Raw genomic sequence first — 20303 nt, 5'->3', positions numbered from 1 at the left:
TGACTTAATAAATTGCTTCATTAGACGATAACAACCTTTTAGCAAATCAAATATTACAGCCCACATTTTTTATTCTAGTAAAGCCTTTATTATTTGTCTATGTTGGGTTTAGTGATTGAAGCGGGTTTTAAAATTTATTAAAAAACCACGTTAGAGTATTCCTGGTAAAGAGAGAAGATAAAATGACAAAGAGAACTATAAAAGCACATCCAGGAGCAGTAAAAAAACAATTTATTAGCAGTCTCAATAAGATTATAAACGTTTAAATTGAGGAAATTTATGACATCAGCAGGCAAAGTTTCAAAAAGGTTGATACCTGTATAATCACTTATAAAAGCAAAAGGATAAAACGCAACAGGTACTAAAGAATATGTTCCAACAAAGGTAATCAAAGCTCTTTTTTCAAAAGCCAAACTTACAAAAAAGTAAGCTATTAAAGTGAACATAAGTATAGCTGCTGATACCATATTTAGCATCTTAAGGGGATAATGACTGAAGACCACCATAGATAACATCATCAAACCAAAGTTAATTGACAGATTGTTTTTAAGCCAAGCTGCAAGAATTTCCCCTTTTTCTTCTGCATTCTTTTCTTGAATCGATCTTAGTAATTTTATTCTGTATTTTTTTGGGCTGAAATACCTGAGTTTCTTCACAGATGAGATCACAAAATATTTAATTTTATCTTTGGCAAAAAATAAGCATACGCAAAACCCTCCCAGTATCAAAACCCATTGAAGAAACGTAAGATTAACTAAGAAGTGAAAAACTTCCGCTTTAAAAAACCACAAAAAAAAATAGACAATAAAATAGAAATAGACAATATTCCAATTAAGAATTACATCACGGGAGCTTATTTTGTATTGATAACACAATTAAACGTCAGACTTGCAAATAATTTAATTTTCTTTAATTTTATTGAATTATCTTAACTTAAATATACTTGTTTTAATGGTGTTTCAATGCGCGATTGGTTTTTTTATTTGTTTTTCTCTATCTATTTGATCGATACTTTTTGGTATTAGATTAGGACATCTTTATGACCTCTCTGCGTCTTTGCGTGAGATAGTTGTTTAACGTCTTAACCTTTACTTCGACTGCTATAATTAAGAATGTTAAATGACACAATATCTTTTAATACTTTTAACAAACTCAGTAGTTCAGGCTGTTATATTGTTGATGTCTGTTCGTTTGTAGTCAAAAAAGCATCTTGGACAATTCTTCTTTTAGTCAGTTTACTTCTATTGCCGCGATCGCCACCCATCCTCAAGCAGCACAAATATTAACGCCTTTATCTCAAAGCACCAGCCTGCAACTATGGCTACCTTCTACTATAGAGAAACAAGGCAATTCTCACCATTACCAAGGCTCTCTTAAAGAACATTTAGCGTCTATTTGGACAGAACATGAGGCATTTGTATTTTGCCTGGCTGCTGGTGCGGTGGTAAGACTAATTGCTCCATTACTCAAAAGTAAGGCAGAAGATCCTGCGGTAGTAGTAATTGATGCTCAAGGTGACTATGTAATCAGTCTTTGTAGCGGACATCAGGGTCAAGCAGATTTGTTAGCTCAATTAGTAGCTACTCAAATCGGTGCAACCGCAATTATTACAGGGGCATCCCATAATCTATCATTACCAGCAATTGATACTTTTGGCTTTACCTACGGTTGGCGTAAAGGAAAAGGAGATTGGACAGGAGTAATGGCAGCGATCGCTAAACAAGAAACAGTTCAGGTAATTCAAGAGGCTGGCTCGATTCTGTGGCGGGAACATTTACCCGCAAAACATCCATTTAGCTTTGGATTTGCCGACGCTCAAGCAGAAACTCGCCCCCAAGGGCGAATTTGGATTAGTTCAACTAAAAGAAAGTTTGCTCCGCAAGGAGACTTTCCTAAAGTACAGTGGCATCCTAAAGTATTGTGGCTTGGCATTGGTTGTGAGCGAGGCACATCAGGAGAACTAATTGAGCAGGCTATTGATGAAACCTGTAGAACCTATCACTTGGCTTCAGAAGCGATCGCGGGAATTGCGAGTATTAATCTCAAAGCTGACGAGATAGGCATTCTCGAAATATGCCAGCGACGCAACTTAGTCTTTAAAACCTTTGATGCCCAACAGTTAAATCAGGTAGATGTGCCTACCCCGTCAGATGTGGTACAGCAAGAGGTAGGGACTCCCAGTGTTGCGGAGGCTGCTGCTATTTTGGCAGGAGAAAATCTTTTAGTGTCTAAGCAAATCTTTAAAGCAGATGCTTTGGGAGGGGCGGTAACAATTGCGATCGCTCAAGCTACCGTTGAATATCTTGGACGAACAGGAAAGCTATATTTAGTCGGCATTGGTCCAGGTAACTTAGAACAAATTACCCCCGCAGCACAGACTGCAATCACTGAAGCTGATGTGGTGATTGGCTACAGTCTCTATCTCGATCTAATTAAATCTCTAAAGCGTCCAGGACAAATAGTGGAAGCTTCGCCTATTACCCAAGAACAACAACGAGCCAAAAGAGCTATAGAACTAGCTCAATGGGGTTTAACCGTGGCGGTGGTTTCTTCTGGAGACTGCGGTATCTATGGTATGGCGGGTTTAGTATTAGAAGAATTACAGGCGGGAGGCTGGAATGGTAAAACACCTCAAGTAAAAATCTACCCAGGAATTTCAGCTCTACAGTCAGCAGCCTCTAAAGTTGGCGCACCTTTGATGCACGATTTTTGTGCCATTAGCCTCAGCGACTTATTGACCCCCTGGGAAGTAATTCAAACAAGATTAACCGCAGCAGCCAGCGGAGATTTTATCACCGCCTTATATAATCCGCGATCGCTAAAGCGCACTCAACAAATCGTTACCGCCCAATCAATATTCGCCCAACATCGCCAGCCCGATACTCCTGTGGCGATCGTTCATAGTGCTTATCGAGAAGACGAACAGGTTATTTTAACCACTCTCGACAAAATGCTAGATCAGTCCATCGATATGCTTACTACCGTAATTATTGGCAATACCACCACTCGCAATCATGCCAACTGGATGATTACCCCCAGAGGTTATTTAGGATTTACAGCATCGTAGGAGCGAACGAACGGCTGTTCGCCCCTACTTTATTTATTTAATTAAGCAGATTTAATCTTAGTTAGCTTACCAACCAAATTCAAAACATCATGACGACTTAGTTTAGGCTTGCCTAAAGCGATCGCTTCCAATGTACCTTTAGCTAAAATATAGGGAATCTGACAAAAATCTAAAGCAGGACTGTTTTTAGGCAATGCTTGAATATACAAACTGGCCTCTTGAAGTTGACGACGAGCATAAGCTTGAATATCTTCATTAGTCCAGCCTTCAGGCATAAAGCTAACTCCTCTTAAAGAGTCTTCTTGTCGATTACGAACAATATTAACTGCCTGTAAACCTCGTCCAAAAGCGATCGCTTGAGTTCTATTTGTTTCTGTACCGTCGTGCCAACCCCAAAGATCTGATAATAATAAGCCTACTGCTCCAGCGACGCTAAAAGTGTAACGGTCTAAATCTGCTTCGGTAGTAATTGTCCAGTTTTGCTCTGCCCAATAAGCCATCCGATCTGCCATTGCAGCCGTAGCGTCACAAATCCGCGGAGCGATTGTTTCTGGTGCTAGACTAGCCCATTTTCCAATATTTAGACTAACTTCGGGCAAAACATGATTATAAGCAGCTAAATTCGCCCCAATGCGCTGATAAGAGTCAACATCTGTTGTTTCTTGTAAACTTAGACTGATGCTGCGTAAAAGCTGAGCTTTAGTCTGATTGTCAAGGTCAGGAGTATCTTCAACTTCATCGATCGCGCGCATACAAAGATAAGCTGATGCTACTGCATCCTGTAACTCTCCTGGCAAGCGAGCAATAGGAATATAAAAAGTCCTGCTAGTTTGTTTTAGAGTTTCTAATGCTCTTTGACGAAAATCCATTAATTCGCTACTCCTCACGCTGACCAATGATCATAGATTAGTTTGCTGCACAAACACTATAGTAATCTGTGACCTAACGAAAAGCATACACCCAAACTATACAATTATTAGGTTCGTTTTGAGGTAAAGCCATTTCAGGCTGAATCTAATCCACTTTTACTCGGCTTTTGAGACAGAGTAAATTTACGTCACATTAGTTAGAAAACTTACCGATATTTAGAAATAGTCCAATTCCACAAGTATTTTAATCTAGACAAAGCATGGTGAGAAACTATAATTTAACAGTTATTGAAGTAGCAAAAAATCAACCAGAAAAATACTACTTTACTCAAATTTTTATTCGAGAATAAATCAAAAATATGGTTTTAGAAAACGTTCAAGTTTATGATGAAGATCTAGATACAGCCACTCTAGCTCGCTATATGTCTGCTGATGAGATTGCCATAGATACGGAAACTATGGGTTTAGTTTTGGGACGCGATCGCCTGTGTTTAGTGCAGCTATGCGATCCTCAGGGTTATGTCACGGCAATTCGCATTGCTAAAGGACAAACCGAAGCTCCCAATTTGCAAAAATTATTGACTTCATGGGATATTACTAAAGTTTTTCATTATGCTCGTTTTGATGTGGCTCAATTTAATATTACCTTTGGCATTGAAACTGCACCCATTTTTTGTACCAAAATTGCCAGTAAGCTAGCTCGTACCTATACTTCTAGTCATGGATTGAAAAGTTTAGTTACGGAGTTAGCGGGAGTAGAGTTAGATAAAAAAGCTCAAAGTTCTGATTGGGGCGATGCAGAGAATCTTTCTAGCGAACAATATAGTTACGCTGCCAACGATGTTCGTTATCTGTTAGATGTCAAGGACAAGCTGACAACGATGTTAAAACGAGAAAATCGCTATCAATTAGCGCAACAGTGCTTTCAAGCAATTCCCATATTTGTTACCTTAGATATATTGCAATATCAAAATGTTTTTGAACATCGATAGTTTAAATATCAACTGCTGATTCATACCTCATGGCTAGCGACTGTTTTTGCGGTCGTTTTTTTTAACTGCTTTATTTTTTAGGGATCGCAGCGAATTTCGATCATAAATCCGTCAGGATCGTAAATATAAAAACCTCTGCCAGTAAGACGAGTTACCACGTCTATAGCAATAGGAACTTGAAGCTCTTTTAGGGTTGTAACTGCATCATCAAATAGCTGTGGATTGATATCAAAAGCCAGATGATTAGCACGGGTAAAACCCTTATCTGGATCGGGATCGGGAGGTGATAAATCAGGCTCGGCAAATAGATCGAGTATTGTACCGTCGGGGGTTTTAAAGTTGCATACTTTTCCTGCTGCAACTAATTTAACTAAGGTTGAGGGAACTTCTTCTCCCTTAAGTTCGTGTAGTCCTAAAATATTGCCGTAAAAATACTTTGATGCTTCCATATCTTGGACATTGAAAGCAATATGATGCACACGACGTAAACTTCCTGCTGCAATACCTTGAGTCTTTATTTCTTGTTTGAGCATAATAATTAATTCTCCAATAGATTATAACGAACGACCGTTCGCCCCTACTGTAACTCTACTCGATGGGTTATTCCTGCCACGGTAACGCGATCGCCAGTAACTAATTTGCGTCCTCGTCTAATCTCTTCTTCTCCGTTTACTTCTACCTGTCCCTGTTTGATAATAATTTTGGCTTCTCCTCCAGTTTGAGCAACTCCTTGCCATTTGAGAAATTGATCTAGCTTGATATGAGACTGTGCTGTTAAATCGTTCATAATTTTAAGCGATAAAAATACTGATTACTAAGAACCGATAATGCTACTCTTTTATTAATAGTTTAAGTAAATCTGTTGATGAGCGACAATTAAGACCCAATTGTTGAGCAAAAGACACAGTATCCAATTAATTAGAGAGATAAAAAATGACTTCTGTAACCAAAGCTAATTTTGCAAACGAAGGTGAATTTAATCAGTTGCTGAGTAATGAAAAGCTTGTAGTCGCTGACTATAGCGCAACCTGGTGTGGCCCTTGTCGTGTAGTCGCGCCTTTAATCGATCGATTAGCTTCAGAGTACAGCGATCGCGCTACCGTTATCAAAATTGATATTGACGAAAACAAAGACATTGCCAAAAAATACGGTATCCGAAGTATTCCTGCGGTGCTAGTGTTTCGTGATGGAGAAGTAGTAGAAAGTTTATTTGGTAGCAAACCTTACGAAACCTATAGCAATATTTTAGAGACTCAACTGAAACTTTAAAAGGATGAGGGGTAATACTTTCAACAAAAACAGCAAACACAAAGTGCCAAAGACTTCTTAGAAAAAGCGTTTGATAGTATTAGTAACCCTGTTTTTGTCAAGGATACCAATCATCGTTGGGTATTAGTTAATAATGCTTACTGCAAATTTGTCGGTTATGCCAAAGCTAAAATGTTAGGCAAATCCGAACCAGATTTTTATCCACAAGAACAAGCCGATATTTATTGGGCAAAAGATGAATTAGTCATGTTAACAGGCACTGACGAAGTAGACGAAGAACCTTTTACTGATGCCGAAGGAAATGAGAAAATACTTGTTACCAAGAAATCTTGTTTTCAAGACCTAAATGGTAATACCTTTTTGCTAAGAATGATTACTGATATTTATGATGTTTAAATCAATTATCAATAATAGATTTTTTGCATGAATATATTTTTTCGATACTAGTTTTAAATTCCTGACCTCTGACTAGCTGCGATGGTTACACCTTGCTAACTTCTGACCTCATTCGAGACCCCCTAAAGGGTTCAACAGTTTGCTCGCCCTCGACAATAACCTCAACGGGGGGAACCCCCGCAACGGTTTTGTCTCGCAACGGGGGAAACCCCCCTTCGGGTTCAGCAGTTTCTTTAAGCGGGGGAACCCCGCCAACGAACTGCTTCACCGCAACGCAACTGTCTCACCGCGTCGCCTAATGGCGCAAGGGAATGCTCGAATTGACCTCATTCTCAACCGATATTTCTGATTCGTGCAAGAGGTCTAATCAATTAAGCTAATTACTTCTAAAGCAGTTGCTGGGGCTAGTAAGACACCGTTACGATAATGGGCTGTAGCTAATAAGACATTATCGTAACCTGATAGCTTATTGATAATTGGGGCGGAAATACCGTCAGGGCGAGGGCGTTTACCAGACCAAGTTTTGAGGATAGTAGCATTTTTTAATTGAGGGCAAAGATTAATTGCCTCTTGCTTTAGCTGTTCTAATATTTGAGCATCAGCAACACCCTCTCCTCTTTCATTCGGAAATTCTACGGTTGCACCGAGCCAGTATTCTTGATTGCCCAACGGTACGATATGAATATCATTGCCTGTAACTACGGGTTGAAAATTGGCATTGCCTAAAGGCTTGTCTAACTTGAATTTGATTGCCTGTCCTAATACAGGGCGAATTGGAATTGTTTGCTGTAAAGACTGAGTTAAGGGGGTTGAACCCAAACCTGCCGAAATAATTAGTTGTTCAACCTCAATTTTCCCTGCGTTGGTTTCTAACTGTTGACAGCTTGATAGTTCATTGTCATTTGCAGCTTGAGTAATAAAATCTTTGACCATAATGCCAAAATGAAACTTGACCCCGTTAGCAGTGGCAGCAGCTACTAAAGCTTCGGTTAATTTGACAGGATTTATCTGTCTATCTTGAGGGGAATAAACCGCACCAATAATCTGGTCATTAACTATGTGGGGACATTTTTGAGTGGCATAATTGCGATCGCCAATTTCTAATTCCCAACCTTCTGAGGCACGAAATGCTTGTAACTTATACCATTTTTCTAAATTTTCCCCTTCAAACAACAGCTTGACAATTCCCTGACGATTAACAGGAATAGATAACCTTGTTTTGGCTTCAAGTTCGGGAATTAAAGTTTCATAGCGTTTTAAGCTAGTGGCACGAAACCGCCAAGCCCTGCCTTTTTGCTTGTGGCTAATGACACCCATTAATACGCCTAAAGCTGCCCCCGTTGAACCAGAAGCGGGAGTATTCTTTTCAATTACGGTAATGTCTAACCCTGAGATTAGACTAAGCTCATAGGCGATCGCTGCGCCCACTATCCCACAGCCAATTATGACAATTTTGCTCATCTTTGCTGACAAAAAATTGATTAAAAAGAAAAGGCTCGGCAAGCCAAGCCTTTTAGCTTATAATTACTATTGAGTTACTTAAGTATCTTCACCAAAATTAGGAGTAATCTCTTTGATGGTTTCATTTACTTCAGCTTTAACTCCTTCAAATACATCTTCAGCTTGTGACTTTGCTCTTTCTGCCTGGTTGACAGATTTTTCTGCTGCTTTTGTAGTTGCTTTTTGTGCTTGATTAACTGACTTTTCTACTTTGTTAGTTACTTTTTGTGCCTGCTTAGCTGGTTTCTCAGTTTGAGGAATCAAACTAGCATAAGTATCCAAATCAGATACAACTTTCTTATACTGGTCAGTTGCTACGCTATAGTTATTTTCGCTAACGGCAGCATCAATATTTTCCAGATGCCTAAAAATATCTTTAGCTTGCTCTAAAGCTGGCTCTTGCTCATCAGGTAGTAAAGCTTTGGATAAGTAGGTTAAGTCTCTTCTAATCGAGCCTAAAGGACCATGAAGAAAACTTTTTGCGTTTGACCAGTTTTCATTGCTAATAGACTCACCCAGTTCAGAAATCCTCTGGCGGGCGATATCCAGCGGAATACGGTAGGTTTCAATTTTTTGTAGTTTTTCAGGGGTATAGGTTGGTGGCGCAGAGACATTAGAACCGCCACAGCTAACTAATAGGGTTGTTACCAATACCAATATTAAAGAGAGAATAGGGCGAAAAATTTTCATCTTGCTCAAAAATGTATATTACTATGTCTTAATTTTCTCAGGAAACCTGCATCTTAAAAAACTTTACGGCGAAAAAACTGCACAATTTCTTTAGCAATGTCTGATGCCCAATGTTCTTGAGGATAATGCTTGGCTTCTGGCAATTCGATTAAAGTAATATTGGAATTAGCAGCAGCTAGTTTCTGGACATCAGTAATATCCAGCCATTTATCGGCTGTCCCCCAAATTATCAAGGTTGGTTTTGACCATTGACTTAAACCAGCTTCGATTTCTGGCATAGTTCGATTTAGCTGCAATTTTTTAAGAATAACCATCAAAGATCTACCCACGTCTGAACTTTGTAAGAAGGGTTTACGCAACACATCAAGATCTCGATCGGCGACTACAAAGCCACTGCCTTTTTCGATGGTGCGATCGACTAAAAGTGGATCTTGAGTCATCATGTCTCCTACCACGGGTAAACTCAACTGCTTCATCAGCCAAGGAAGTTTAGCACTTGAAGTAATAGGAGTATTAAGAATAATTAACCCTTCAATTTGCTGAGGATTTTGAATAGCATATTGCAACCCAACTGAACTAAGAAATCCTTGCACAACTAAGTAAAATTTCTCTAACTTTAAAGCTGTAATTAATTCTTGTAAGCCTGTTAAAAAAGCTTCAGGAGTGTAGGCAAAATCTTTTTGATTAGGTTTGTCAGAAAATCCGCAACCGAGCCAGTCGGCGGCAATACTGGGAATATTTTCATCCGCTAATAGGGACATAATTTGTCGCCAAGTATAGCTATGGGATGGCAAACCATGTAAAAAAAGTACGGGAATACGTTCGCTTTCTAACTCAGTTTGACGATAAAACCACTGAAACTTACCCACCTGGATTTTATCTGTTTTAATCGACATTTATTTTTTGGTTTTATTGACTCTTTGAGGCAGCATACACTATGAAGGTATTAACAGATAAATAACCAATAGTGAAGAACAAGATTTTGCTCACGGGTGGCGGTTCTGCTGGACATATTACGGTCAATTTGGCTCTAATTCCTCTATTAATTAAGTCTGGATGGGAAGTTGTATATATTGGCTCTTTTGCAGGAATTGAACGGGAACTCATTGCCGATTTTCCTGAAGTTACTTATCACGCAATTCCCACAGGTAAACTACGACGCTACTTTGATAGGCAAAACTTTAGCGATGTTTTTCGCGTGCTGAAAGGCATCATTGAGGCTTACAAAATTATTCGTCAGGAGCAACCGAAGATTGTTTTTTCTAAGGGTGGTTTTGTTTCTGTTCCTGTAGTGCTAAGTAGTCGATTAAACAATATACCTGTAATTACCCATGAGTCTGACTTGACACCGGGATTAGCAAACCGCATCAATATGAATTTTGCTCAGAAAATTTGCACTACATTTCCTGAGACTTTGCAGCATTTACCCAAAGATAAAGGAGAATTTATCGGTGCTGTAGTACGTCCAGAGTTAAAACAAGGCGATCGCGAAAGAGGAAGGACTTTCTGCCAATTTGATTCTACTAAACCAGTAATTCTAGTTACTGGTGGTAGTCTTGGCTCTGTATATATTAATCAAACAGTACGTTCACTGCTCAATAAATTGCTCCAAGAGTTTCAAATTATTCATATTTGTGGCAAGGGCAATATAGATCGAAGTTTAGAACACCAAGGCTATAAGCAATTTGAATATGTAGCTAATGAGCTTGCAGATTTGATGTGTTTAGCAGATCTGGTGATTTCTCGCGCTGGCTCTAATTTTCTCTTTGAATTTCTAGCTCTTAAAAAACCGATGATTTTAATTCCTCTACCGAAAAAGTCTAGTCGTGGCGATCAGATTGACAATGCTAAAGTATTTGAAAGACAGGGATATGCCGAAGTGATTTTAGAAGAAAACTTAACTGAAGATAGCTTGTTGAACACAATTCACACTGTTTATAGTAATCGAGAAAACTATATCAAGAAAATGGACAATTGGAATAGCGATCGCTCTTTAGCTAAATTGTTTGATTTGATTACTAATTCAGTAAGTTAAGCAGTAAAAATTTCAGTTAGTTCTAAAGTAAATCCTGGTAATACATCTTCTCCAGATAGAGATTGGGGATTGTTTAATATTTCTACAGGTTGTCCTAAGCGGTATATTTCTACTGTCTTCGCTGATGGTTCAATTAACCAGCCAAGATTGACTTCATTGTCTAGATACTCGTTCATTTTTGCCTGTAAGTCTCTATATCGCTGATTTTTGAGATCGCTCGGACTCACAAGTTCAATTACAAAATCGGGAGCAATAGGAGGAAATCCATCTTGTTGTGCTTGAGTCAGCTGATTCCAACGCTCCAGTACAATCCAGCTAACGTCAGGGCTTCTTCTCGCTCCATTGGGTAACGCAAATATCGTGGATGAATCAAAAGCTTTGCCCAATCTAGTTTGACGATTCCATATTCCTATATCAATATAAAGATTAAAGTTTTTTCCTCCTGCTGTTCCACCTGTAGGACTCATGACAATCAGTTCTCCATTTGCAGTCAACTCTAAACGTGCTAATTGTTCGACTTCGGCTAATTGCTCAAACTGTTCTGAAGTTATGCGGAATCCTTGGGGGATAGTAAAGGGAAAAGTCATGCCTTTGACGATCGCTTCCATTTTTCTTAAATAATTTAATTACTATTTTAATATTTCTGAAACAGATTACAGACAAGTTCCCCTGGACTATTAGCTTGGAAAGGGATGGGATATTTGCCTTTGCGGGTCAAAGTGCGATCGCGACAATTGTAAATTTCTTTGTCTGTTTGCTTTTGTCCGTTGATACTTACCTTAGCTCGATATTCCCAATAGTTTTTAGCACTCCGCTTGAGCTTAAGAATACACACCTGTTGCCCATTGCGATCGCCACACATCGCAGCATTAGCTCTGGTTGCAAACCCTAGCCAAAATATCAGCAACACTAACAAAAACAACCGCTTACACTTCACTACTCCCTTCCCGTACGGGCTGTTCGCGAACCGCCCCTACACTACTCGGTAACTCCAAGGAAATCTGTCCCATATTTCCTGTACGAAAATCATGTAGTATTTGGCGGGCAACTCGTTCTTTGTCTCCCTTGAAAGAGCGAGCGCTAACTTCTTGAATAAAAGCTTCTCCTGTCATTCCCGTAGGCTCAAAATTGAAGCGAGATTGTAATGCTTTTTCCCAGCCTAAGCTTAAGAGTAAATCTACTGCTGCTGCTGCTACAACTTGATTGTCATAAGACGCCTCACCAATATCTTCGCAAATAGCTAATTTTATTGCATCCTGCTGATTTTCTAATCTCCAGGGAATTACCCCAGGAGCATCTAATAATTCAATTTCATCAGAAATTTTTACCCAACGTAACTGACGGGTTACACCAGCGCGACGCTCACTAACAACAATTTTTTGACCGACTAAGCGGTTGATTAAAGCTGATTTGCCCACGTTGGGAAAGCCAATGACCACAGCCCTTACAGGACGAGGGCGCATACCGCGATCTCGTCGTCGTTGATTTGTTGCCACACCTGCTTTTTGAGCAGCACTTTTAATGGCTTTGATTCCCTTTCCCTGTTTGGCATTAGTAAAAAATGGTTGTTTTTCCTGTGCTTGAAACCATCTTGTCCAATCCTGTTTAGCTGATTCAGAAATCATGTCCATACGATTTAAGACTACTATACGTGGTTTACTGCCAATCCAGCTATCGATTTGAGGATGATGAGAAGCAAAAGGAATTCTAGCATCTAATATTTCTAAGACTACATCAACTTTCTTTAGCTGTTCTTTGAGTTGCTTTTCGGCTTTGGCAATATGACCTGGATACCATTGAATTGGCGGAGCAGACATAAGTATTTAAGGATGAAACAATAAAAAACCCCATAGATTAATCTAGGGGCTATGGTTATCAGTTGGCAAAAGCTATTTTCATGGCTCAGATATAGCTATAGCTTAACAATAGAGTTCTGAGGTTAACGCGCGATCGCGCTTAAAATAAATTTTACGGTTTAAGAATATATTTAGACTCCAAAGGTTTGAGTTTCCCTTTTTGGACTAAAGCTTGGTGAATCATAGCTGCAACCTCACCGCGAGTTGCTGATTTATTGGGCATCAGAGAATCTTCACCAAAACCAGGACGATTAACAATTAAGTTTGCTTCATAAGCAGCTGCTACCTGTTCTTTTGCCCAATCGGGTAGGTTTTCACTACCCTTGAGCTTTTGGAGAGCTTGGTCGGCATTTTGAGATGGTTTTAAACCCAATCCAGTCGCCAGAGCAACTAGTACCTGATAGCGAGGGATGTTTTCTAAAGGACGAAACGTATTTTTAGAATAGCCTTTCATAAAGCCAAGGCGAACTGCTTTATCCACATCCTGGGCGATCTCATTTCCATTACTTACATCATTAAATTTTATAATTCCTTGAGTTTCAGGCTGCATATCAAAAGCTCGGCTAATTAAAGTAGCCATACTAGCTCTAGTAATCAGCTTATTTGGTTCAAACTTTTTATCGCCTATCAAGGCACTTGCTAACCCATTATCATTCATCTGCTTTACAAACGGATAAATCCAATCTTTATCAGTAATATCTTTAGGCATTCCAATGGGAACAATTGCTGGCTTTTTCTTGGCAGGAGTTTCAACGAAAGCAGGTGGCTGTGGCTTTTTCTTAGCGGGAGCTTGAGTAGTAATATTGTTTTTATTTTGCTCGGGTTTAGCTGTAATGGCAGGAAGAGCAGCAATTCCAGCTAAAGGAACTAGCTTGGCTCCAGAATCAAGCTGATAAGATTGCTTTTGGACTTTAGCAGGTAAATTAAGTTCTTGGGATGGAGGAACAAAAGCAACAGGTGATTCTGACTGACTCAATTTATTAAGTATTTCTCGCTCATCAGATTTTGTCATGCTAGCGTTAGTATCGGATTTTGAACCGATGACTCCATTATTTAAACCAAAACCAGTTGAGGTAGTAATAGAGTCAGAAAGTAAGCTATTGCCTCCGCCTAAACCACCAAAATTGGCAAGACCGCTTTTTTTTCCGCCTAGCGTCCAAAATAATATTGCCCCAATAGTTGTAAAGGCAACAATTATGCCGATCATTTCATCAAAAGTTACACCAGAGGCAGGTCTCCTTCTGCGTTCTGGAATCGGGTTTTGCGGATCTTGAGGAGATGGATTTGTCATAAAAATAAACTACTAATTTAACAATTATATTTAAAAAGTAAACTACGCTGAAGATATTGTCCTGAAAATACGCTTAAGTTTTATGTTTTAACTTGTAGCAGGATTGTTAAAAGTTTTCAAGGTTAAAGCTAAAATCAAACAATTGTTTACCAAAAGTCGGCGTATGAGCAAAATATCAAAAAGGGCGATCGCCAGTTAAACTGCGATCGCCCTTAACTATGTAAGATTAAGGTATCTAATGATCGATATAGACTATACAGAGGTCAAAGTCTTAGTTTCTGTTGCACCTGTTTCTAGACTATCTACTTCTGATGGAGGAACTACCTGCCAAAATTGACCTAAATAATTGTCCCAATCAGCTAGAATAGTTTTTCCTTTAGGGCTGCCAGTTTTCTCAACGTGCTTTTGAATCATTTCTTTTAGTTGTTTTTCTCCTGCGGGAGAACTAACTCTCTGAATTTTGACAATTTCGGGATTAACCTTATCAGGAAAGAGGTTATTTTCATCCAAGAAATAACCTAATCCACCTGTCATCCCTGCGCCAACGTTACGCCCGACTTCACCTAAGACCACAACTAAACCGCCTGTCATGTATTCACAACAGTGATCTCCCGCACCTTCAATAACCGCTTTAGCTAGGGAGTTGCGCACTGCAAACCTTTCTCCAGCCCTACCATTGGCATATAACGCACCACCAGTTGCCCCATAGAGACAGGTATTACCTATAATTACGTTTGTAGCGGCATCGTAAGTAGATTTGGTATGGGGAGCAATAATAATTTCGCCCCCGTGCATTCCTTTGCCAACATAGTCATTCGCTTCACCAGAGAGGATCATCTTCATTCCAGGTAAATTAAATGCTCCAAAGCTCTGACCAGCAGAACCTCGGAATATTAAGTTAATCTCTCCTTCAAAACCGCTGTTGCCATATTTAGAAGCGATCTCACCAGCTATCCTACCTCCAACACTACGATCGGTGTTGATGATAGTTACGTCTTTGATGACTTGACCCTGAAACGCGATCGCCTCAGCTACTCGATCATCAGCTAAGATTTCCTCGTCTAATACTTTGCCATTGGTATGAACATCAACGTGCTTTAACCAACTGCGATCTTCTTTAACACTTGGCAAATTAATTAGGCAGCTTAAATCTAAACCGTTGGTTTTAGCGATCTCCACTTCAGGATTTTGAACCAGTAAATCAGTACGTCCAATAATTTCATCTAAATTGCGGTAGCCTAATTTCGCTAACAACTGTCTTACTTCTTCTGCCACAAAGTAAAAGAAGTTAACCACGTTTTCGGGTATACCTTTAAAGCGATCGCGCAAATGCTGCTGCTGTGTTGCCACGCCCACAGGACAGGTGTTCATGTGACAAACTCTTGCCATGATACAGCCTTCGGCAATCATCGCAATTGAGCCAAAGCCATATTCTTCTGCGCCCATCAGAGCAGCCATGATTACGTCCCAGCCAGTTTTTAAGCCACCATCAGCCCTTAATAAAACGCGATCGCGCAACTGATTTTCTAGCAAGACTCGGTGTACCTCTGTTAGCCCTAATTCCCAAGAAACTCCTGCGTGTTTAATCGAGCTAAGAGGTGATGCCCCTGTACCTCCATCATGTCCTGAAATTTGAATCACATCAGCATTAGCTTTAGCTACCCCTGCGGCGATCGTGCCTATGCCTATTTCTGCCACTAACTTGACGGAAACTTTAGCATTAGGGTTTATTTGATGCAGATCAAAAATTAGCTGCGCTAAATCCTCAATAGAGTAAATATCATGGTGCGGTGGAGGAGAGATTAAAGTTACTCCAGGTTTAGAACGACGCAGAGAAGCAATATAAGGGCTGACTTTTTTACCTGGTAACTGCCCTCCTTCTCCTGGTTTTGCCCCCTGAGCTAGCTTTATTTCCAGTTGTTTGGCACTCATTAAATATTCAGGAGTAACTCCAAAACGTCCTGATGCCACCTGTTTGATAGCAGAACTAGCAGTATCGCCGTTTTGCAAGCCATTAAGATGAGGCAAAGTAGGAGACTTTCCATCTGCTGCAACATCATCTAAAACTTTAAAGCGAACAGAATCTTCTCCTCCTTCTCCTGAATTAGACTTTCCGCCAATCCGATTCATTGCCACGGCTAAAGTTTCATGAGCTTCCCGTGATAAAGAACCTAAAGACATTCCTCCAGTACAAAAGCGTTTGACGATGCTTTCTACTGATTCGACTTCTTCAATCGGAATAGATTCACGGTCTGGCTTGAAGTCCAATAAATCCCGTAATGCCGTTGCTGGTCGTCCATGAAGATGTTTTTTATATAGTTCGTAGTGGTCATAATCTCTACTGGCTACAGCTTGATGTAATGCCTTAGACATTTCAGGGGAGTTCATGTGATATTCCCCGCCTTTTTTATACTTAACAAAGCCGTAGTTTTCCAGCTTTTTGCCGTGAATTTCTGGGAAAGCCTTGTGGTGAAAAGCAACAACTTCTTGAGCCAACTCAGATACTGTTAAACCACCCAAGCGAGAAGTTGTACCAGCAAAAGCTAAGTCAACTAGATCTACTCCTAAGCCCAATGCTTCAAATATTTGCGCTCCATGATAGGAAGACAGCAATGAGATTCCCATTTTAGAGAGAATTTTGAGTAACCCCGCTTCAATAGACTTGCGATAGTTCTTTTGAGCTTTGTCCAAGCTTACAGACACAATTCGCTCATTTTGCATTAATTTTTGCGTCTTAGGATCGTTCCACCACTGACGGACACTTTCCAAAGCTAAATAAGGACAGATTGCTGAGACACCATTACCAATCAAGCAAGCAAAGTGATGAGTACTCCAACATTGAGCCGTATCTACCACTAAAGAAGTTCGTAAGCGTAATCCTTGGCGTATTAGATGATGATGAACTGCCCCTACTGCTAGTAAGGGAGGAATATAGCTATATTCTGTGCCAATGCTTTGCGATCCAGAGCGATCGCTTAAAATAATTATTTCCACTCCAGCCTGCACCGCAGTCGTAGCAGCTTGGCAAAGCAGGTTTACCGCCTCTTTTAATCCATTAGGCCCTGTAGAAATTTTGTATAGAGTAGATAATTCTTGAGTTTTAAACTCTGAAGCCTTGATGCCAGCTAACTCTTCATCATTTAGCACAGGAGATTCCAACTTCAGCAATCTAGCATCTTCAGGTTTTAAGTTAAGCAGATTTCCTTTGCCTCCCAACTGCATCGACAAAGACATAACTAAGCTTTCTCGAAGAGGATCGATCGCTGGATTTGTCACCTGAGCAAATCTTTGTTTAAAGTAATCGTAGAGTAGCCTTGGCTTATCTGAAAGCACCGCCAAAGGAATGTCATCACCCATACAAAAAGTCGGCTCTTTACCGTTAATTGCCATTGATTGAATAATTAATTCCAGATCTTCTGCGGTGTAGCCAAAAGCAGTTTGTCGTTGTAATAGTTCCAAGGAAGTTATTAGGTTTTCAGTCCCAAAGTTTTGAGGTTTAATAGACTGACGATGTTGCTGTATCCACTCTCCATAAGGATTCGCTTTGGCAACACGCTGTTTTACTTCCCAGTTACGCAACACTTCTTTTGTTTGTAGATCGACTACTATAGTTTGACCAGGGCCTAATCTACCTTTTTCTACTATCTCCTCATCGGGCAAATCTACAACCCCTGTCTCTGAGCCGACAACTACATAACCATCTTTGGTAATGGTATAGCGAGCAGGACGCAAGCCATTGCGATCTAAAACTGCACCTACTGTTTTTCCATCGCTGTAAACTAGTAGTGCAGGACCATCCCAAGGCTCTTGTTGTCCACTGTGATATTCGTAAAAATCAACTATCTCAGGATATTCTTTGAGGGATGGTTGATTTTTATATGCCTCTGGAACTAAAATCATAGTTGCTTCAGGAATGCTACGACCAGTTCGCACCAACAACTCCATCACGCTATCTAAATTGTAAGAGTCGCTATTCTCGTTGTTGACGATCGGCGTTAATCCTTCAATTTCATCTTGAGTCCAACCAGGCAAAGATGCTTCGCCAGAGTTAGAAATTAATTCTTTCTCCCGATTGGACATCCAGTTGATATTGCCCAAGAGGGTGTTTATTTCGCCATTATGACCCAACATCCGCATTGGTTGAGCAAAGGGCCATTTGGGCATCGTATTCGTACTGAAGCGACGATGATAAACAGCAAAGCTACTTTCGTAATCTGAGTTAGCTAAATCTTGATAAAATTCACCTAGAATAACCGAGCGCACCATGCCTTTATAAACCACGGTACGACAAGAAAAAGAACAGATATAAAAATCATCCGATAGTCTCTTGCCTACGCGCGATCGCGCTATGTAAAGTTTGCGCTCTAAATCATCCCCCGTTAGATTTTCTGGTGAACTAACGATAATTTGCTCAATATGAGGCTGATAGGCTCTTGCCTGTTCCCCTAATACTTCGGGACGAACTGGAACTTTTCGCCAACCTAATACCGTTAGATTTTCCAGCTTTACTGTTTCTTCGATAAACCTTTTTAATTCTTCAGCCTGACTTTTATCTTGAGGTAAAAATACCATCCCCACGCCCCAAGCTTCTTCTGGTGGCTGAGAAATATTATTATTTGCAAACCAAGCAGCAAAAATCTTGAGAGGCAATGAAGTCATAACACCTGCACCGTCTCCAGAATCGCGATCGGCACTGCATCCGCCGCGATGCTCCATACATCCTAAAGCTTTAAGAGCTTGTTGTACTAGCTTATTACTTTGTCGACCATCTTGGTAAGCAATAAACCCCACACCGCAAGCATCTCTTTCTTCTACTAACCAACGTTGACCCTGAAAAGGTTTGTTTGCTGGCTTATCAGATAGTTGAGACTGATGCACATTATTGCCCATTGCTTCTTTTGATTCCATTTCTTGCTTGCTCATACAAATTACAAATGTAATAGATTATTTTAGATAACTTTTAAACAGTTGATTGCTGTTTTTATTTTGTTTTTAAAGCTAAATATATAAACATCGATTAAATACTGACAAAAATAATGCACCCCTAATTATTTACAGAATACAAATGGATACCGTACTTTATCGGTATAAAATTTTACAAACTAGCTTTTGATAGATAATTGAGCCATTAAATATAAGTAGCTAAATTAATTATCAGAATATTCCAGATAATCTAACGCTACCGATTAATACTTAAATTTTAATAATATTTGGTTACACAAAGCACGCAAATTGTTAAAAACTGTAGGGGGGATATACTTAAATCGATTAAACATCTAGCAATTTTAATGCCTGAGCGAAATCTTAGCTTAAATTTTCTTTTGCCCAAACAGCCGCAATGCGATAAGCCTTCAGCATGGCTACGCTACGCGCATCTCTAATTTACTCAAGATTTGGGTAATATAATTTTTTACAGAAATCGCCTTATATCCTACGCTTGAAAGGCGTAGGATATAAGGCGCGATAACTTTGCATTTTAGACACAAGATCTTCATAATATTAATGGTCTAAATCGTTATACAATAAGATTGTCTCCAGGTTGAAATACCGTCGCACCGATGCGGAAATTTCGGGCGAAATAAACCGACACTTTTGAGGAAAAAATAAAAAGGCAAGAGGTAGCGAAAACTCTCAAAACAGCGCAGTAATCGATTAAAGTCGGTGAATGAATAAGCAGCATATCTCGCGCTGTTGAGGCAACTCAGGTAGCGTAGGGCATACGCAAGTGTGATTCGTTGAAGCTGCGAAGCTCTAGAAAATAGGGAAGTAGAGGCTTCCAGAAGATGGCGGGGAGAAAACCGCAAGTACTCTGAACTGATAGATAGATGTGGGTTAAAGTCCCATCAGCAAAGAGATTGATGACTCCTTACCTGGCACTAGCGAGTAGGCTCAAAATCCTACAGACTAAAGCGTGCATCAGGGCGGAATTAGAGGCAAAACAGATAGCCACACTACCGCTAATAGGGAAATGTCACGGGTAAACAGGTTCTACAAAAGTGTCTCATGCCCAAACCACAATCTGAACGAACAATGTGGATTTTTATTACTATAACTCTCACAGCAAGTTTTGCGTCTTAGCTGTTTCTCTGAGAAAGTAATAGGCAAATTGAACCGCCCTAAAACATTAGACAATCTAACAACAAACTACGTTTGTTCGCCAATGCCTTCGGCATTGTCGGCAGTCTCCAGACTGCGAAGGAATAAAAACGTAGCACCAGATTCTAGGGGTAAGAAACCTAGATAGGATGGACGAGCATCGGAAATTCTGGCTACGGGTAGGATGAGGCGATCTGAGTGCTTCGCACTCAGATCGTCGTCGAAGACGACTGGGAAAGCTT

The 20303-nt window shown here is 39.9% G+C and carries 16 protein-coding genes and 1 pseudogene; 5 read left to right on the top strand and 12 right to left on the bottom strand.

What is annotated here, in order from left to right:
- Window positions 1–137: 137 nt before the first annotated feature.
- Window positions 138–791, bottom strand: coding sequence for a hypothetical protein (locus SLP02_RS02355; RefSeq protein WP_319419047.1), 654 nt, complete (start codon window positions 789–791; stop codon window positions 138–140).
- A gap of 419 nt (window positions 792–1210) precedes the next feature.
- Here SLP02_RS02355 and cobJ point away from each other — a divergent pair, with 419 nt between their 5' ends.
- Window positions 1211–3067 carry a precorrin-3B C(17)-methyltransferase gene (cobJ, locus tag SLP02_RS02350; protein WP_319419046.1) on the top strand — a complete coding sequence of 619 codons (1857 nt, stop codon included), beginning with the start codon at window positions 1211–1213 and terminating at the stop codon, window positions 3065–3067.
- Between the two features lie 41 nt (window positions 3068–3108).
- Here cobJ and SLP02_RS02345 read toward each other — a convergent pair whose 3' ends face one another.
- Window positions 3109–3936 (bottom strand): phytoene/squalene synthase family protein, encoded by an 828-nt coding sequence (locus SLP02_RS02345; RefSeq protein ID WP_319419045.1) that lies wholly within the window; start codon window positions 3934–3936, stop codon window positions 3109–3111.
- 359 nt (window positions 3937–4295) lie between these two features.
- Here SLP02_RS02345 and SLP02_RS02340 point away from each other — a divergent pair, with 359 nt between their 5' ends.
- Window positions 4296–4928: a ribonuclease D gene (locus SLP02_RS02340; protein ID WP_319419044.1), complete on the top strand. Its 633-nt coding sequence runs from the start codon at window positions 4296–4298 to the stop codon at window positions 4926–4928.
- A 77-nt stretch (window positions 4929–5005) separates the two neighbouring features.
- Here the strand turns inward: SLP02_RS02340 and SLP02_RS02335 are convergent, their stop codons facing one another.
- Both SLP02_RS02335 and SLP02_RS02330 read right to left on the bottom strand, forming a co-directional pair.
- Window positions 5006–5461, bottom strand: a complete 456-nt coding sequence (locus SLP02_RS02335; protein ID WP_319419043.1) for a VOC family protein — start codon at window positions 5459–5461, stop codon at window positions 5006–5008.
- Window positions 5462–5505: 44 nt separating this feature from the next.
- Entirely contained in the window at window positions 5506–5715 is a 210-nt protein-coding gene (locus SLP02_RS02330; RefSeq protein WP_319419042.1) for an RNA-binding S4 domain-containing protein, read from the bottom strand.
- 146 nt (window positions 5716–5861) lie between these two features.
- Between SLP02_RS02330 and trxA the strand changes: the two genes are divergently transcribed.
- Entirely contained in the window at window positions 5862–6197 is a 336-nt protein-coding gene (trxA, locus tag SLP02_RS02325; protein WP_319419041.1) for a thioredoxin, read from the top strand.
- A 60-nt stretch (window positions 6198–6257) separates the two neighbouring features.
- Window positions 6258–6593, top strand: a pseudogene (locus SLP02_RS02320) (PAS domain-containing protein); the annotation flags it as partial.
- A gap of 363 nt (window positions 6594–6956) precedes the next feature.
- On the opposite strand, the gene SLP02_RS02315 reads toward SLP02_RS02320, so the two are convergent.
- The 3 genes from SLP02_RS02315 to SLP02_RS02305 form a co-directional block, all read right to left on the bottom strand.
- On the bottom strand, window positions 6957–8054 hold the full coding sequence (locus SLP02_RS02315) for an NAD(P)/FAD-dependent oxidoreductase (RefSeq protein WP_319419040.1): 1098 nt from the start codon (window positions 8052–8054) through the stop codon (window positions 6957–6959).
- Window positions 8055–8132: 78 nt separating this feature from the next.
- The gene (psbQ, locus tag SLP02_RS02310) at window positions 8133–8783 is read right to left on the bottom strand and encodes a photosystem II protein PsbQ (RefSeq protein ID WP_319419039.1); all 651 of its coding nucleotides are present in this window, start codon (window positions 8781–8783) and stop codon (window positions 8133–8135) included.
- A 53-nt stretch (window positions 8784–8836) separates the two neighbouring features.
- A complete protein-coding gene (locus tag SLP02_RS02305; RefSeq protein WP_319419038.1) occupies window positions 8837–9679 on the bottom strand; it encodes an alpha/beta fold hydrolase in 843 nt (280 codons plus the stop codon).
- A 71-nt stretch (window positions 9680–9750) separates the two neighbouring features.
- Between SLP02_RS02305 and SLP02_RS02300 the strand changes: the two genes are divergently transcribed.
- Window positions 9751–10818 (top strand): undecaprenyldiphospho-muramoylpentapeptide beta-N-acetylglucosaminyltransferase, encoded by a 1068-nt coding sequence (locus SLP02_RS02300; RefSeq protein WP_319419037.1) that lies wholly within the window; start codon window positions 9751–9753, stop codon window positions 10816–10818.
- Here SLP02_RS02300 and SLP02_RS02295 read toward each other — a convergent pair.
- From SLP02_RS02295 to gltB, 5 genes are all read right to left on the bottom strand, one after another.
- Window positions 10815–11426: a Uma2 family endonuclease gene (locus SLP02_RS02295; protein ID WP_319419036.1), complete on the bottom strand. Its 612-nt coding sequence runs from the start codon at window positions 11424–11426 to the stop codon at window positions 10815–10817. The genes SLP02_RS02300 and SLP02_RS02295 overlap by 4 nt on opposite strands.
- A gap of 26 nt (window positions 11427–11452) precedes the next feature.
- Complete coding sequence (locus SLP02_RS02290) at window positions 11453–11728, bottom strand: hypothetical protein (protein WP_319419035.1); 276 nt, start codon at window positions 11726–11728, stop codon at window positions 11453–11455.
- 16 nt (window positions 11729–11744) lie between these two features.
- On the bottom strand, window positions 11745–12635 hold the full coding sequence (gene ylqF / locus SLP02_RS02285) for a ribosome biogenesis GTPase YlqF (RefSeq protein ID WP_319419034.1): 891 nt from the start codon (window positions 12633–12635) through the stop codon (window positions 11745–11747).
- Between the two features lie 151 nt (window positions 12636–12786).
- The gene (locus SLP02_RS02280; protein ID WP_319419033.1) at window positions 12787–13965 is read right to left on the bottom strand and encodes an S-layer homology domain-containing protein; all 1179 of its coding nucleotides are present in this window, start codon (window positions 13963–13965) and stop codon (window positions 12787–12789) included.
- 252 nt (window positions 13966–14217) lie between these two features.
- Window positions 14218–18855 (bottom strand): glutamate synthase large subunit, encoded by a 4638-nt coding sequence (gene gltB, locus SLP02_RS02275; RefSeq protein WP_413467311.1) that lies wholly within the window; start codon window positions 18853–18855, stop codon window positions 14218–14220.
- Window positions 18856–20303 lie beyond the last annotated feature (1448 nt).

Origin of the sequence: Pleurocapsa sp. FMAR1 (assembly GCF_963665995.1) — a bacterium.
GTDB lineage: Bacteria > Cyanobacteriota > Cyanobacteriia > Cyanobacteriales > Xenococcaceae > Waterburya.
The sequence above is the reverse complement of the archived record's forward strand: the minus strand, read 5'-3'. Positions and strand labels throughout refer to the sequence as shown.